This is a genomic window from Acinetobacter sp. YH12097, from assembly GCF_013419225.1.
Classification (GTDB): domain Bacteria; phylum Pseudomonadota; class Gammaproteobacteria; order Pseudomonadales; family Moraxellaceae; genus Acinetobacter; species Acinetobacter amyesii.
The window spans coordinates 1-14292 of record NZ_VPAN01000032.1 but is presented as its reverse complement, the minus strand read 5'-3'; the positions used below and the strand labels follow the sequence as shown (position 1 = coordinate 14292).

The 14292-nt window shown below is 42.0% G+C and carries 18 protein-coding genes and 1 pseudogene; 13 read left to right on the top strand and 6 right to left on the bottom strand.

Annotated features, from left to right (window positions below; translation table 11 throughout):
* The first annotated feature begins 14 nt into the window (after positions 1 to 14).
* Both FTU37_RS12495 and FTU37_RS12490 read left to right on the top strand, forming a co-directional pair.
* A complete protein-coding gene (locus FTU37_RS12495; RefSeq protein ID WP_180124431.1) occupies positions 15 to 1811 on the top strand; it encodes an EAL domain-containing protein in 1797 nt (598 codons plus the stop codon).
* Positions 1812 to 1831: 20 nt separating this feature from the next.
* A complete protein-coding gene (locus tag FTU37_RS12490) occupies positions 1832 to 2308 on the top strand; it encodes a DUF523 domain-containing protein (protein WP_180004334.1) in 477 nt (158 codons plus the stop codon).
* Positions 2309 to 2335: 27 nt separating this feature from the next.
* On the opposite strand, the gene FTU37_RS12485 is transcribed toward FTU37_RS12490, so the two are convergent.
* On the bottom strand, positions 2336 to 2788 hold the full coding sequence (locus tag FTU37_RS12485) for a YcgN family cysteine cluster protein (protein ID WP_168379729.1): 453 nt from the start codon (positions 2786 to 2788) through the stop codon (positions 2336 to 2338).
* 167 nt (positions 2789 to 2955) lie between these two features.
* Here FTU37_RS12485 and FTU37_RS12480 point away from each other — a divergent pair, with 167 nt between their 5' ends.
* Entirely contained in the window at positions 2956 to 3114 is a 159-nt protein-coding gene (locus tag FTU37_RS12480; protein WP_005006601.1) for a DUF1328 domain-containing protein, read from the top strand.
* Positions 3115 to 3284: 170 nt separating this feature from the next.
* On the opposite strand, the gene murJ is transcribed toward FTU37_RS12480, so the two are convergent.
* Complete coding sequence (murJ, locus tag FTU37_RS12475) at positions 3285 to 4826, bottom strand: murein biosynthesis integral membrane protein MurJ (protein ID WP_180092649.1); 1542 nt, start codon at positions 4824 to 4826, stop codon at positions 3285 to 3287.
* An 86-nt stretch (positions 4827 to 4912) separates the two neighbouring features.
* Positions 4913 to 5485 carry a 1,6-anhydro-N-acetylmuramyl-L-alanine amidase AmpD gene (gene ampD / locus FTU37_RS12470; RefSeq protein ID WP_180124430.1) on the bottom strand — a complete coding sequence of 191 codons (573 nt, stop codon included), beginning with the start codon at positions 5483 to 5485 and terminating at the stop codon, positions 4913 to 4915.
* A 185-nt stretch (positions 5486 to 5670) separates the two neighbouring features.
* On the opposite strand from ampD, the gene nadC reads away from it, so the two are divergent.
* Positions 5671 to 6516, top strand: a complete 846-nt coding sequence (gene nadC / locus FTU37_RS12465; RefSeq protein WP_180124429.1) for a carboxylating nicotinate-nucleotide diphosphorylase — start codon at positions 5671 to 5673, stop codon at positions 6514 to 6516.
* A 72-nt stretch (positions 6517 to 6588) separates the two neighbouring features.
* Here nadC and FTU37_RS12460 read toward each other — a convergent pair whose 3' ends face one another.
* Both FTU37_RS12460 and rph read right to left on the bottom strand, forming a co-directional pair.
* Positions 6589 to 6816: a hypothetical protein gene (locus FTU37_RS12460; protein ID WP_180124428.1), complete on the bottom strand. Its 228-nt coding sequence runs from the start codon at positions 6814 to 6816 to the stop codon at positions 6589 to 6591.
* 156 nt (positions 6817 to 6972) lie between these two features.
* A complete protein-coding gene (gene rph, locus FTU37_RS12455; protein WP_078190634.1) occupies positions 6973 to 7689 on the bottom strand; it encodes a ribonuclease PH in 717 nt (238 codons plus the stop codon).
* A gap of 176 nt (positions 7690 to 7865) precedes the next feature.
* Between rph and FTU37_RS12450 the strand changes: the two genes are divergently transcribed.
* Positions 7866 to 8543 (top strand): TetR family transcriptional regulator, encoded by a 678-nt coding sequence (locus tag FTU37_RS12450; RefSeq protein ID WP_111885098.1) that lies wholly within the window; start codon positions 7866 to 7868, stop codon positions 8541 to 8543.
* Between the two features lie 60 nt (positions 8544 to 8603).
* On the opposite strand, the gene FTU37_RS12445 is transcribed toward FTU37_RS12450, so the two are convergent.
* Complete coding sequence (locus tag FTU37_RS12445) at positions 8604 to 9221, bottom strand: thiol:disulfide interchange protein DsbA/DsbL (protein WP_111885097.1); 618 nt, start codon at positions 9219 to 9221, stop codon at positions 8604 to 8606.
* Positions 9222 to 9403: 182 nt separating this feature from the next.
* Between FTU37_RS12445 and ubiG the strand changes: the two genes are divergently transcribed.
* The 8 genes and pseudogenes from ubiG to FTU37_RS12405 all read left to right on the top strand — a co-directional run.
* Positions 9404 to 10114, top strand: coding sequence for a bifunctional 2-polyprenyl-6-hydroxyphenol methylase/3-demethylubiquinol 3-O-methyltransferase UbiG (gene ubiG / locus FTU37_RS12440; protein ID WP_078190637.1), 711 nt, complete (start codon positions 9404 to 9406; stop codon positions 10112 to 10114).
* Positions 10114 to 10812 carry an HAD family hydrolase gene (locus FTU37_RS12435; protein ID WP_180124427.1) on the top strand — a complete coding sequence of 233 codons (699 nt, stop codon included), beginning with the start codon at positions 10114 to 10116 and terminating at the stop codon, positions 10810 to 10812. Before ubiG ends, FTU37_RS12435 begins: the two co-directional genes overlap by 1 nt.
* Before the next feature lie 36 nt (positions 10813 to 10848).
* A complete protein-coding gene (locus FTU37_RS12430) occupies positions 10849 to 11598 on the top strand; it encodes a YciK family oxidoreductase (protein WP_078190639.1) in 750 nt (249 codons plus the stop codon).
* Positions 11599 to 11768: 170 nt separating this feature from the next.
* Positions 11769 to 12188, top strand: a complete 420-nt coding sequence (locus FTU37_RS12425; RefSeq protein WP_180124426.1) for a hypothetical protein — start codon at positions 11769 to 11771, stop codon at positions 12186 to 12188.
* A 232-nt stretch (positions 12189 to 12420) separates the two neighbouring features.
* Entirely contained in the window at positions 12421 to 12576 is a 156-nt protein-coding gene (locus FTU37_RS12420; protein WP_180124425.1) for a hypothetical protein, read from the top strand.
* A gap of 310 nt (positions 12577 to 12886) precedes the next feature.
* The gene (locus tag FTU37_RS12415; RefSeq protein WP_078193274.1) at positions 12887 to 13297 is read left to right on the top strand and encodes an RcnB family protein; all 411 of its coding nucleotides are present in this window, start codon (positions 12887 to 12889) and stop codon (positions 13295 to 13297) included.
* A gap of 242 nt (positions 13298 to 13539) precedes the next feature.
* Positions 13540 to 13950 (top strand): RcnB family protein, encoded by a 411-nt coding sequence (locus FTU37_RS12410; protein ID WP_168379728.1) that lies wholly within the window; start codon positions 13540 to 13542, stop codon positions 13948 to 13950.
* A gap of 178 nt (positions 13951 to 14128) precedes the next feature.
* Positions 14129 to 14292 (top strand): annotated as a pseudogene (locus FTU37_RS12405) (RNA-guided endonuclease TnpB family protein); the annotation flags it as partial.

Genomic DNA, 14292 nt, shown 5'->3' with positions numbered 1-14292 from the left:
ATTGGACAGATTGTATGAAGCAATCAACAAAGCAAAAGCGAATCGTTCAAGTTCAACAAGGCATTGATCTACCTATAAATTTATTTCAAAAAATGCCCCAAGCCAAGAATATACAATTACAACATAATCAATGCGCTGAATTACGAGAAAAACTGAATAGTCGTAATCAAATGTTAGATGCTAGTGTCGACTGTATTAAATTATTAAGCCTAGACGGTCATATTCTGCATATGAACCGCGCTGGTTGCTTAGCTCTCGGTGTGTCGCCGACTGAAACTGAGTTTGGTATGTCATGGCACAAATTATTGCCTGAAGAAGTCCGCGACGCGTGTCTGAATGCTTTTGCAGAAGCCAAACAAGGAAAAACTTCTCGCTTTGTCGGCATGAGCCAAGTGGCCGATGAACCCATGGCTTATTGGGATAACATGCTCAGCCCAGTATTCAATGAATATGGTCAAGTCAAAGAAATTCTCTGTGTCTCCCGTGATATTACGGTACAGCGACTGGCGGAAAATAAACTCCAACGGATCATTGAACAGGATGATTTAACAGGTTTATTAAACCGCCGTGCGTTTAGTCGAGTCTTTAAAAGTCACTTAAGAGTGGCACGAGAACATCAGCAACAACTGGGTTTGTTATTAATCGATCTAGATTATTTTAAGCATATTAATGACACCTTAGGGCATAGTGCTGGAGACCATTTACTGCATACCCTTGGACAGCGTTTTCAGCACTGTTTTGATGCAAATATCGTGGTTTCACGCTTAGGTGGCGATGAATTTGCCATTTCTATTCCGAACTTAAAATCGCAACAACAATTAACAGATATTGCCAGCATCGCCTGTCAGCAAATGGATATGCCGATTTTCTATAATGGACAAAGCATCAATATAGGTATGAGTATTGGCTGTGCGATCTACCCACGCGATGCACAAAATACCTCCAATTTACTTAAATGTGCTGATATTGCGCTAAATGATTTAAAAAGCAGTGGTCGTGGTGGGGTGCGAATGTTCAACCACACCATGTTTAAAATTCTTGAAAACACCACTCGCCAATTAACGCTAGCCCGCAGCCTGATTAAGTCCAATCAAATTATTCCGTTTTATCAACCCAAAGTTCGCCTTTCTGACAGTCAAGTGGTCGGCTTTGAAGCTTTGCTGCGTTGGTACGATAAAGACCAACAATTACAATTACCTTCTCAAATTTTTGCTGCATTTCAAGATTATGAATTGGCTTCACGCATTAGTGAAACGATGCAAATTAAAATCTTTCAAGATATTCAAAAATGGATTGAACTCGGACTTCAACCGCTACCAATTTCAATAAATGCAGCCCCTGTCGAATTTTTACGTGATGATTATGCGGAAAAACTACTGAATCGCTTAAAGCAGTTTGGTATTTCACCTGACATTATTGAAGTCGAAATTACCGAGCAAAGCCTGTCAGAACGTGGCTCAAATTATGTGATTCGCGCCCTCAATTTATTGAAAGACCATGGCATCCACATTTCTTTAGATGATTTTGGTACAGGTCATTCATCATTAACACGTCTAAGTAACTACCCTGTCGACTGTATTAAAATCGACCGTAATTTTGTGGAACGCATGCATACCGACTGTTCAGCACTTGCCATTGTCAAAGCGATTACACAAATTGGTGCGAGTGTTTCCCTGAATATATTAGTCGAAGGTATAGAGAAACCGGAACAGGTCGATACCTTAAAAGAATGTAATTGTCATACTGGACAAGGTTTTTACTTTTATCGTCCGCTCAGTTATGACCATGCGATGGAACTTTTGAGTCACTAAAACTTGTGGAGCAAGACACGATGACACTGAAGTATTTAGTCAGTGCCTGTCTGGCAGGCCAACCCGTTCGTTATGATGCCAAATCAAATACACAACAAGCAATTTGCCAACTGATGCAGACTCACCAAGTCATTACGGCCTGCCCAGAAATGATGGGCGGCCTGAGCTGTCCACGTTTTCCTGCAGAAATTCAAAATGGTCAAGCCACTGATGTGCTCAATGGTACAGCCCAAGTCAAAGATGTCTTGGGCACAGATGTCAGTGCTGAATTTATCGCGGGTGCCCACCGCATGTTGGAATTGGCCCAATTGCATAAGGTTGATGTGGTGGTCTTAAAAGATCGTAGCCCGTCGTGCGGCAGTCATTATATTTATGATGGCACCTTTACGCGTACAAAAATTGAAGGCTATGGAGTAACCACAGCACTCCTCAAACAGCATGGTTTTCAGGTTCTGTCAGAACAAGACTTTCTGGCCATGATACAAGATCAACTCTAGCCCCAAGATAGAGCGTATCTATGTCCTTTAGCGTACCCAACGCACAATATAATCTTCAATATCATCAGGGTTGACGTCTTCTTCACTGATGCAACGCCCTGCGGCAGACTTTCGTGCCTTCAAAATACTGTCACGACTTCCCGTCACGAGATGATGCCAACGCGGTAAATCTTTACCTTCAGAAATTCTACGATAAGCACAGCTCGGCGGTAGCCAATGAAATTGGTGAATTTGTTCAGGTGTCAGCTGTATGCAGTCTGCAACGTGTGATTTGCGATTTGGATAATCGGAACAACTGGCAGTTTCACAATCTAAAAGTTTGCATGCCACTTTGGTGTATGCCACCTCTTGCGTATCTTCATCTTCAAGCTTGATTAAACAACACAGCCCGCAGCCATCACAGAGGGACTCCCACTCCAAATGAGTGAGTTCAGTCAAAGCATGCTTTTTCCAAAAATGTGGGCGTAGAGTATCGGTCATCTTCTCGCTCGCAACGAAGGTGGCAGGCATATTAACTGAACCCGCACATAAATTCCTTGTTTAAGTTACCGAATATTGAACATTAAATAAACAAAAGAATACATAGCATGCTTTCTGTGACTCCTATACTGATGAGACAGAATAAAAAATCACATGGAGATAAAACTATGTTCCGCTGGGCTATTATTTTCGCTGTAATTGCATTGATTGCGAGTCTGCTAGGTTTTGGTGGTGTTGCAGGCTTATCCAAAGACTTTGCTGTTATTCTTTTGGTTATTGCAGTCATTCTCGCAATTGTTGGTTTCCTCTCTCGAGGAAAAGTTTAGGCGACTGAGTGACTGATTCAATGTCGTTTTAAACTACAAATTACTCCCCTCAGACTCATGAATCAGAAACCTATGTTTTTATCATCTTGAGTCTCAATCAAAAAAATAAGAGCCTATGGGCTCTTATTTTTTACATCAACCTCAAACGCATTACGCTGTAGGTTTTAGCTTTAAGGTTTTAAGTGACGAGGTCTAAAGCCGGTTGCAATTAAAGCAATCCCATAAGCAGCAACACCAATCACACATAAGATGATCACTTCCGCGACACGCATCCACGCAGACACATCACCGTTGTACCATGTTAAGCCATACCACAGTGCAGCAATCATCACAGCATTGGCAATCGCAAACTGAATCACCAACTTTTTCCAATGTGCACCAAAGCGAAAAATATTGCGCTTATGTAAATAAAAATACAGCATCCCTGCATTCACTAATGCGGAACCAGAGGATGCCAAGGCCAAGGCCATATGCTCAGCATGCCAATCAATCAGTTTAAAGAACCCAATAAACACCACGTTCAGAATAGCATTGGCTGCGACCGCCATTAAACCTACACGTACTGGAGTTTTTGTATCTTGCTGCGCATAAAACCCTGGTGCAAACACTTTGATGAGCATGAATGAAATCACACCAGCACTCATACATTGCAATGCTAATGCAGTCATTTGTGTATCTTCAAAGCTAAATTGACCACGTTCAAATAAGGCCTGAATAATAGGTGTCGAAAGCATGAACAGCGCAATACTTGCAGGCACACCCACCAAGATAATGACTTTAGCCGCCCAATCAATCATACGGCGGAATTTGTCCTGATCCTGTTCAGCATGGCGTGCAGACAATGACGGTAAAATCACGGTACCAATGGCCACCCCAATCAAACCTAAAGGCAGCTCGGTCATACGTTCAGCACTATACAGCCATGATACTGAACCATCTTGCATGAAAGACGCCCAAATGGTGTTCAACAGTAGGTTGATCTGCGTCACTGAGACACCAAACAGCGCTGGCAGCATCAACTTCATGATGCGATCAACACCTTCATGTTTGAAGTCAACTTTCGGTGGAATCAGTAATTTTTTACGCCATAGCTCTGGAATCTGAATCGCCAATTGTAAGAAGCCTGCAGCGACAACAGACCAACCTAAAGCCATAATTGGCTCGGCCATATAAGGGGTTAACCATAGCGCACCGGCAATCATCGCGACATTAAGTAACACTGGAGCGAACGCAGGTGTACTGAATGAGCCATAACTATTCAAAATACTGCTGGCAAATGCCGTTAAGGACATAAACAGTAAGTAAGGAATCGTTAGGCGGAACATATCGGTAGCTAACGCAAATTTGTCTGCATCACCATGGAAACCCGGTGCATAGATATAAATAATCGCGGGTGCCGCCACCATTGCGATGAACGTCAAACTAGTCATCACCAGACCTAAACAGCCAAAAACACGGCTAATCAGAATCTGGACTTCGGCATGGGTTCGACTGGTTTTATATTCAGTCAATACAGGAATAAAGGCTTGTGAAAATGCCCCTTCTGCGAATAAGCGCCTAAAAAAGTTAGGAATACGAAAGGCAACCACGAAGGTATCGAAGTCTTTACCTGCACCAAATACATTTAACAGGACAATATCCCGTACCAGTCCCAATACACGGGACAACATAGTCATTGCACTGACAATGACTGTCGAACGCCAAAGCGCCATCGGTATTTCTCACTTTTGAAAGTGCGCCTATTGTAATGAAACTCGTCAAGGAATTTCATTGGTTTATTAAACGCAGTGTGTATTGTTTATTTGTTTTTAAAATGATGCAGCTGCTGACGAAAAGCGTTCCACTCAAAAAATGGACCTGGATCAGTTTTACGTCCCGGTGCAATATCTGAATGCCCTACAATATGTTGTTGAATTTTAGGATAAGCCTGTTGTAAACACGCCACGACCTCGGTCAGCACGGCATATTGTGCAGCTTCAAAAGGTAAATCATCACTTCCTTCGAGTTCAATGCCTATCGAATAATCATTACATTCTTTTTGTGCTAAATAGGTTGAGCGACCTGCATGCCAAGCTCGATCATTAAAATTGACGAACTGTAGGACTTCGCCTGTACGCAGGATCAATAAATGTGTCGATACTTGCATCCCTTCAATGGTTTGAAAATAGGGATGTTTCGACCAATCCAACTGATTTTGGAAAAATTGTTCGATATAACCACCGCCGAACTGAGAAGGTGGCAAACTAATATTATGAATGACGACAAGCTGAATTTCGGTATCTGCGGGACGCTGATTAAAGTTCGGTGATGGAACTTGCCGTGCACCGATAAGTTGCCCATCCTGAACCCGAAATGTAGTTACCTGTGACATAAAGTGATCCTGAGTCTGAATTGCTCGTGAATTTTAGATCAGAGCCTAAAGGCATTCATGCTAAAACTTTCACTGATATTTCTCAATTCATGTTTGTGATTGCTGTTAAAAATCGCTCATTTTTCATGAACAATGCTAATATAGCGCGCACATTTTCCTGGGTTAAAAAAGATACGGAACTTCTTATGAGCATATCGCAATCTTTGCTTGAACAATCAATCCAAATCAATATTCAACACGCACTACAAGAAGATATTGGCGAAGGCGATATTACTGCCCTACTAACTCCAGAAGATGAACAAGCCACTGCAACGATTATCAGCCGTGAAGAGATGATCTTGGCGGGTCAGCCTTGGGTCAATGCACTCATTCAGGCTTATGATACCGCTGTCCAAGTCACTTGGTTGAAAAATGATGGTGACCGTGTCGCCGCAGGCGAAGCCTTTTTAAAACTCGCAGGTTCTGCGCGTAGTTTACTCACGGTTGAGCGTCCAGCCTTAAATTTTGTACAAACCTTATCTGCGGTTGCGACCAAAACCGCTGCCTATGTCCAGCAGCTTGAAGGTTTGAATACTCGTCTACTCGATACCCGTAAAACCTTACCAGGCCTACGTATTGCACAAAAATATGCGGTTTCTGTCGGAGGTGGTCAAAACCATCGCTTAGGTTTATTTGATGCGTTTTTAATTAAAGAAAATCACATCATGGCAGCAGGTGGCATTAGCCAAGCTATTGCTAAAGCGCATACCATTGCACCGGGTAAACCCGTTGAAGTGGAAGTCGAAACTTGGGACGAACTCAACCAAGCGTTGGAAGCAGGTGCGGATATTGTGATGTTGGATAACTTTAGTCAGCAACAAATGATTGATGCCGTCAAACATGTGAATGGTCGTTGCAAACTTGAAGCCTCAGGCAATATCACTATTGCAAATTTACGTGAAGTGGCAACGACAGGGGTCGATTATATTTCGATGGGTGTGCTTACCAAAGATGTCACAGCGATTGATTTATCGATGCGCTTTAATGCCTAAGCTCTAGGCTTACTCTAAACATAAATAAAGGGTGCTGTCGCACCCTTTTTTCTGCTTAACCTCTAGCATGACTTAATCATCATCTTGCTGTTGTTTTGCACCTCGTTGATCTTCATGTTCAGAGTCCTTTTCATGCTCCGCATCGTCTTCATGCTGCTCGCGCTCATCTTGATCATCGTCCTGATCTTTTGAGTTTTCACTTTGTTCAGAAAAACGACCACCTTCACGCTCTTGATCCTGATTCCCAAAAAAATCACAACCACTGATCAACAATACGCTGAATAAAGAAAAACATATCATCCAATTTTTCAGCCCTTCAAAGCATCCTGATCCTATTAATTTGAGCCAAAGGCACGCTACTGAATAGCCGATTCGTGTTGGATTTTCTATATTCAACGCATAAAAAAACGCATCCGAAGATGCGTTCTTTATTCAGTTTGAACTGAATCAAACAACTTACCAGCCTAAAGCTTCTTGTTGTTTTTTGATCAATTCTTGAATGCCTTTTTCAGCAAGTTCAAGCATTTCATTACACTGTGTACGTGTAAATGGTTTGTCTTCTGCTGTACCTTGAAGTTCAATGAACTCACCAGCTTGTGTCATCACTACGTTCATGTCTGTTTGGCAGCTTGAATCTTCTTCATAGCAAAGATCAAGTAATGCCTCGTCTTGATACATCCCTACAGAAATCGCAGCAACGAGACCTTTTAATGGATCTTGTTTAATTTTTTTATTTTCAAGCAAGACATTCATTGCATCAACCAAAGCAACTGCTGCACCTGTAATTGATGCTGTACGTGTACCGCCATCTGCCTGAATCACATCACAGTCGATGCTGATGGTATTTTCACCCAATTTTTTCAAATCGACCATCGCACGTAAGCTACGACCAATCAGACGTTGAATTTCTTGAGTACGACCGCTTTGTTTACCACGTGCCGCTTCACGGTCAGTACGTGTATGTGTTGAACGAGGTAACATGCCATATTCAGCAGTCACCCAACCCTGACCTTTTCCTTTAAGGAAACGCGGCACTGAGTTGTCGACACTTGCAGTACAAAGAACTTTTGTATGACCAAATTCAACCAATACAGAACCTTCCGCATAACGTGTGTAGTTACGGGTAATTTTTACTTCACGTAATTGATCTAATGCTCGTTGGTCGATACGCATAATGAGTCCTTAATCTGACAAAATTGATTGCGGCACATTATAACAGAAGGTACAGCCAGATTCGGGACGCATTCGTGTGCATTTACAAAATCCATTCATCCAAGTTTTGATAGGCCCATCGTACGACATCAGGAAATTTGTTAGACTGAAGCCACGCAAAATTCAGGACGAATTGCATGTCGATACGGGAAGAACGTAAGCAACAAAGTCGTAAAGCCATCCTTGATGCAGCGCTTGCATTAAGTACTACGGGCCGTTCTTTCAGTAGTCTGAGCTTACGCGAAATTTCCCGTCATGTCGGCTTGGTTCCTGCTGCGTTTTATCGCCATTTTCAGGACATGGACGAACTCGGTTTGGAACTGGTCGACCAAATGGCCCTGCACCTTCGAAATGTCCTCAATCAACTGAGTCAGCAATGCTTTCAAGCACCAGATGCACGCACACGACAAAGTCTGGATTATTTATTTCATGCCGTTGAGCAATTTCCTGAGGCATGGATGTTTCTTATTGCTGAACGTTGGGGTGGTTCAGCATTCTTAAGACAAGCCATTACTCGTGAGTTTAATTTTCTCAGTACCGATTTGGCCCATGCACTGGCTCAAGTTGAAGCGACTCAACATATTCAATCCGAACAAGACCTCAAAGTATTGGGACAAATTTTGTTTGAATTGGCCTTAAGTTGGGCCATGCAGTGGATTGACTTACATCGACATATTGACCTTCCACAACGTACGGATGCGCTACAACAATTTCGCCGCCAAGCTCAGACTCAAGTTCAGCTCTTATTTCGTGGCATCTTACATTGGGATCGATCTTTGGCTCAAATCTCTGATCCACAAAATTTATCGCCATAAAACGCAAAATGTACCGTCATAAAAAAAGCCGCATCGAGTGCGGCTTTTTTATGACATCTGTTATTTCGCTTTGCGTTCTTTATCAACAAGGAATTTCACGATTTCAACGGTACGTGCATCTTCACCTTGTACGATGTATTTACCATTGACGGTAATCGCAGGCACGCCGCTCAATTGATATTGAGCCGCTAAGCTTTTCGCTTGAGCAATTTTTGAAGACACAGCAAATGATTTAAATGTGCTGTTAAATTTCGCTTCAGGAACACCATAACGGGTGTAGAACTTAGCAAATGCGCCTTGTTCTAAGATATTTTTTTGACCCACATGAATGTCATGGAACAATTGTAAATGTGCTTTTTGACGAACGCCCAGTGCTTCCGATGCATAGTAAGCACGTGCGCCTTGTTCCCAAAGTGGATTCATTGCTGCAGGTGTACGCACAAAACGAACGTCTTTAGGCAATTGCTTTAACCACGTTTGCATATGTGGTTCTAATGTAAAGCAATGTGGGCAACCATACCAAAAGAACTCACGAACTTCGATTTTACCCGGACGTTCGACTTTAATCGGTTTTGGAATAACCGTGTAATCAGTCCCCGCGACAAATTGTGCTGCCATCGCACTGCCAGAAAAAGCCAAAATAGCTGTTGTAATCGTGCCTAAAAGGAATTTTTTCATTGAACTTATCGTCCTCAAAATCATTATGATTAGTTTATGGCAACACTATAAATCAAATCTGTCGATTTCGTTTTCATTCTGTGAACTTTTTTAAGGCTTTTATCGCTTTTTTTTCAGGACGCGCTACACTAACTCCCATTAACTTTTTTCTAAAATATAAAGACTTGATTGAGGTGCAACCGATGTCGCAATTGAATGTTGATCCACAAGAAATTGCCAAATTTGAAGCTTTCGCAGCCATATGGTGGGATCAGCATTCTGAGTTCCGCCCTTTGCACATGATTAATCCTCTGCGTTTGAACTGGATTGATGAGCATTCAAATGGCATCACTGGCAAGAAAGTATTAGATGTGGGCTGTGGCGGCGGTATTTTAGCTGAAAGCATGGCACGTCGTGGCGCGCAAGTATTGGGTATCGACATGGGCGAAGCGCCATTAAATGTTGCACGCCTACATGCCGAACAAGAAAATGTGCAAAATATTGAATATCGCCAAGTGCCTGTAGAGCAATTGGCAGAAGAACAAGCAGGTCAATATGACGTCGTTACCTGTATGGAAATGCTAGAACATGTACCTGATCCAGCATCAATTATTTTAGCCTGTCAAAAGCTGGTAAAACCGGGTGGTCATGTGTTCTTCTCGACCATTAACCGTAATCCTAAAGCCTATTTGTTTGCAATTATTGGTGCGGAATATGTTTTACGCATGTTGGCGAAAGGCACTCATGATTATTCGAAGTTTATTAAACCTTCAGAATTAGCTCATGATATTCGTCAAGCCGAGTTAAAACTCAAAGATATGACAGGTTTACATTATAACCCGATCACCAAACGCTATTGGCTCGCACCGAATGTGGATGTGAACTACATGGTTCATACGGTGAAAGAAGCCTAATGAAAGCTGTACTCTTTGATCTTGACGGTACACTGATTGATACCGCGGCTGATTTTATTCGTATTATTCAAGACATGTGCCGTGACAAAGGCATTGCGGTGGTCAGTGCAGAAGATATTCGTGTACAAGTATCTGAAGGCGCGCGTGCGATGGTCAAACTGGTCTATCCAGAGTTAGACGTTGAAGATCCTGTCTTTCTGGCACATCGTCAACGCTTTTTAGATCTGTATGGTGCTGATATTGCAGTTGATACCGATCTGTTTGAAGGCATGTATCCACTACTCGCAGAGTTAGAACAACATCAAATTCCGTGGGGCATTGTCACCAATAAACCACGTTCACTCAGTGAAGCGTTGCTCAAAGCGTTGAATTTAACTGAACGCTGCTCGGTATTGGTTTGCCCAGACGATGTCAGTAAAACCAAGCCAGACCCAGAGCCGATGTATTTAGCCGCCAAGCACATCCATCTTGATGCTCAAGACTGTATCTATATCGGTGATCATCCACGTGATATCGATGCTGGTCGTAATGCACAGATGTATACGATTCTAGCGGCTTATGGCTATTTACCTTTACAACACAAAGATGACTTAACAGCTTGGCATGCAGATTGTATAGTGAAGACTGTTGCTGAACTGCATGAAGTCATTCATGATTTGGTCATCAAACCGAAAACGCTCAACACAGCGACTTTATAACGATAGAACACAACACAATAAAACGAGGAGGTACGGATGAAATATTCAGAATATCAACCTCGCCCCGATCTGCTCAAAGATCGCATTATCCTGATTACAGGTGCGGGCGATGGTATTGGCCGTGCGGCTGCCCTCAGTTATGCCTTACATGGCGCAACCGTGGTCTTACATGGACGCACACTGAATAAACTAGAAGTGATTTACGATGAAATTGAAGGCTTGGGTGCCCCCCAACCGGCGATTTTACCGCTACAACTGTCTAGTGCCTCTCCTCGTGATTATGAGCTGTTGGTCGATACCTTAGAAAAGCAATTTGGTCGCCTAGACGGCATTTTGCATAATGCCGGGATTTTGGGTGAGCGGACTGAACTAGAACATTATCCTGTGGATGTTTGGGATGATGTTATGGCGGTGAACCTTCGTGCGCCCTTTGTACTGACTCAAGAGCTGATGCCACTACTACAAAAATCTGAGCATGCCTCTGTGGTCTTTGCCAGTTCGGGTGTGGGACGTGAAGCCCGTGAACGTTGGGGCGCGTACTCGGTCTCAAAAATTGCCATTGAAGCCGTGAGTACATTGTTCGCCAAAGAAAATGAGCATCCCAATATTCGTTTTAACTGTATTAACCCCGGTGCGACACGTACTGCCATGCGTGCAAAAGCTTATCCAGACGAAGATCCAAAAACTTTGCCTACGCCTGAAAGCATCATGCCTGCGTATTTATATTTGATGGGTGATGACAGCTTGCATTTAACCGGTGCCAGCATTGATGCTCAAGATGAATAGGCCGCAAAGCCGATTAAAAAAAGGAAGCGCAAGCTTCCTTTTTTTATGTATTGAATGCTTACAAGACATCATTAACCGAATGATTTTGCAGTGACCACGCGAAAGTCGACTTGAGTTTTTAGTAAATTTGCCGATACTTGAGGCATTCTTTAAAAACATTGGATTGATACATGTCTGACTTTAGCAATATTACAGTGACTCCAACTGAGGATGGCATGGTTAACCTACTGGTCGATGGTCAACCGATTTCAGCAAAATATGGCATGAAATTCGACCCGAGTATCGTGGACGATTTAAAAGGCTTAGAGGTTGGTCAAAATGCAAAATTATTTGAACAATTTATTTTTTCGCATACTGACTTAAACTTTGAGCATGCCTATTTCTATATCACTTGCATTCAAAAGCAAGAAGCAGGCTTTCAAGTGATCACTAACTTTGTTTATCGCATCATTGCGCAAGATCAAGCACCGTTTGAGCATGTGATTACCAAACAAGGTGCAGCAATGACACCTGAAGATATTAATGAATTTATTCAAGCTCATATTCAAAAATCATTAACGGATTATACTGACCTGAAATACGCATACTAATTACGTTCCAAGTGACACATTTAGAACTAAAAAGGGCCATTTGATGCCCTTTTTTTAAACTCTTAGATTAGCATTTGAAATTCAACAAGCTTTGATCAATAGACAGCTTCATTACCCAACTTGCCATTGATCGTATTTTTAAATTATTTTTATAATAATATTCGGTTTTTCAAATTAAGTATAAAAGCATAGACTGTTGGCCATGACATAGACCGACGGCAAGGAGACCCAAATGGCTGATCAAACATGTAAAATTGAAACCATTCGTTCAATTGAAACCTTACAACTGACTGAAAATTTGATCTCTGCAATGGACGATGCCGAGCAAGCTGAATCTGTGGCTCAAGCGATTTATTCACTCCAATGCCTCAATGAGCAGTGGTACTAAAACCCGAATTTACCCACCGTTTTCATTCCAGTATCTCTACCCTATTTGCCCATCAAGACTTGATGGGCGTTTTTGATCGTGCTTACAATAGACCTCAAATTTGATCAAGACTGCATTGCAAGGATAAAAAGCACGCATTATCGGACCATCGCTTTCAAGATGGAAAGATTGTTCTCGGCGCCAAATTTATCGCATAATATCCGCAATCTCTTCGTTTTATTTAAAGAAATATTCATCTTTCTTCACAGTTTCTCTGCATTTAATGCGTACAGTAGTGATATTGAAGATAAATTACTCATGAGGGTTGAACATGAAAAAGATTTTGCCAATTTTGGCTATTTCTTTCAGTGCTTTAATAGCAAGCAGCATCACGTCTGCAGCGCCTCACTTCAAGAACGATGAACGTGGCTTTGATGGCCCACGCGGCAATGCATATGGTCAAATGAAAAAAGATCGTGATTTCCGTGGTTATCAGGACGATGACGATCTTGAAGATCGACGCCGTATGCGTGAACAACGTGGAGTCAAACGTTTGCAACAACATAAATGGCAAACGGGCTATGTGATGCCACAGCATTATCGTGGTAATGGTTATAAAGTCGATTATAAAGACCATAACTTACCTAAACCATCGCGTAATCAGCAATGGTATAAAATCAATAATGACTACATATTGGTCAACTCAGATAGTAACAGTATTCTGAAAATTTTAGGTATGTAAGCCGTTTTGAATTTAATTTCGCCATATTTTTAAAGCCCAGATCAACTCTGGGCTTTTTTTATGAGGTTTTTTTAATGTTTAACCGCAAAAACTGATGCTGCCTAGCGTTCAGATCATTTACACACCTTCAAATTTCCTCCATACATTTCACAATTCAACTATATTGCCCCCACGCTTTCTCTGAACTTTCTCGCTAATTTTGAATCATCGAAAAACAGATTAGAAATGTATAGAGGTGTCCCATGAACAAAATCGTATCGAGTTTAGTTCTTTCCGTATCGGCTTTGATGGCAACAACAGCCGCCATTGCTGCGCCAGACCATCGTCAAGATGACCGCCGTTACCATCCGTCATACCAACATCAAGACAACCGTTGGGACAAAGATCACCGTCCGAGCAATTGGAATAACAACAACCGTTATGACAATAATCGCTACGACCGTAATGACTTTCGTCGTGTAAATCCAAGCCGCGATTGGCGTGTTGGTCAAAGCTTTCCTCGTTATTTCGATTCAAGCCGCTACAAAGTGAGTGATCGTGAAGCGCGCCGCTTACCGAACACCGGTCGTTATCAACAATGGTACAAAATCAATGGTGACTACGTGTTAGTCAATGATCGTACCGATCGCATCATTCGCATTAAGAATGGCTAATCATTCGACGATCTCTTAAGTCCCTTTCCCAACACCTGAACACTGTTCAGGTGTTTTTTTATCAAATGGAGGGTAAAACTCTGTCCTTCAGGTCAGAGATATAAGCGACACGACCTGAAGTGTCGTTTGATTTAACTAAGGACTATTTTCCTTGAGTTTTGATTGTTAATATAAGTACATGAAAACCCTTAAATTACGTATAAAAGACAAACATTGCAAGGTGTTAGACCAACTAGCATCAGAAGTGAACTTCGTCTGGAATTATGTCAATGATTTAGGGTTTAGGCATTTGAAGCGGAAAGGTGAATTTCTCTCTGCTTTTGATATTGCCAAATATACGAA

Coding starts and splice junctions, on each gene's coding strand:
- FTU37_RS12425 (WP_180124426.1), top strand. CDS start 11,769: ATGTCTGACTTTAGCAATATTACAGTGACTCCAACTGAGGATGGCATG.
- rph (WP_078190634.1), bottom strand. CDS start 7,689: ATGCGTATCGACCAACGAGCATTAGATCAATTACGTGAAGTAAAAATT.
- murJ (WP_180092649.1), bottom strand. CDS start 4,826: ATGGCGCTTTGGCGTTCGACAGTCATTGTCAGTGCAATGACTATGTTG.
- FTU37_RS12410 (WP_168379728.1), top strand. CDS start 13,540: ATGAACAAAATCGTATCGAGTTTAGTTCTTTCCGTATCGGCTTTGATG.
- FTU37_RS12495 (WP_180124431.1), top strand. CDS start 15: ATGAAGCAATCAACAAAGCAAAAGCGAATCGTTCAAGTTCAACAAGGC.
- ampD (WP_180124430.1), bottom strand. CDS start 5,485: ATGTCACAGGTAACTACATTTCGGGTTCAGGATGGGCAACTTATCGGT.
- FTU37_RS12460 (WP_180124428.1), bottom strand. CDS start 6,816: ATGATATGTTTTTCTTTATTCAGCGTATTGTTGATCAGTGGTTGTGAT.
- ubiG (WP_078190637.1), top strand. CDS start 9,404: ATGTCGCAATTGAATGTTGATCCACAAGAAATTGCCAAATTTGAAGCT.
- FTU37_RS12445 (WP_111885097.1), bottom strand. CDS start 9,221: ATGAAAAAATTCCTTTTAGGCACGATTACAACAGCTATTTTGGCTTTT.
- FTU37_RS12480 (WP_005006601.1), top strand. CDS start 2,956: ATGTTCCGCTGGGCTATTATTTTCGCTGTAATTGCATTGATTGCGAGT.
- FTU37_RS12485 (WP_168379729.1), bottom strand. CDS start 2,788: ATGACCGATACTCTACGCCCACATTTTTGGAAAAAGCATGCTTTGACT.
- FTU37_RS12415 (WP_078193274.1), top strand. CDS start 12,887: ATGAAAAAGATTTTGCCAATTTTGGCTATTTCTTTCAGTGCTTTAATA.
- FTU37_RS12450 (WP_111885098.1), top strand. CDS start 7,866: ATGTCGATACGGGAAGAACGTAAGCAACAAAGTCGTAAAGCCATCCTT.
- FTU37_RS12490 (WP_180004334.1), top strand. CDS start 1,832: ATGACACTGAAGTATTTAGTCAGTGCCTGTCTGGCAGGCCAACCCGTT.
- nadC (WP_180124429.1), top strand. CDS start 5,671: ATGAGCATATCGCAATCTTTGCTTGAACAATCAATCCAAATCAATATT.
- FTU37_RS12435 (WP_180124427.1), top strand. CDS start 10,114: ATGAAAGCTGTACTCTTTGATCTTGACGGTACACTGATTGATACCGCG.
- FTU37_RS12420 (WP_180124425.1), top strand. CDS start 12,421: ATGGCTGATCAAACATGTAAAATTGAAACCATTCGTTCAATTGAAACC.
- FTU37_RS12430 (WP_078190639.1), top strand. CDS start 10,849: ATGAAATATTCAGAATATCAACCTCGCCCCGATCTGCTCAAAGATCGC.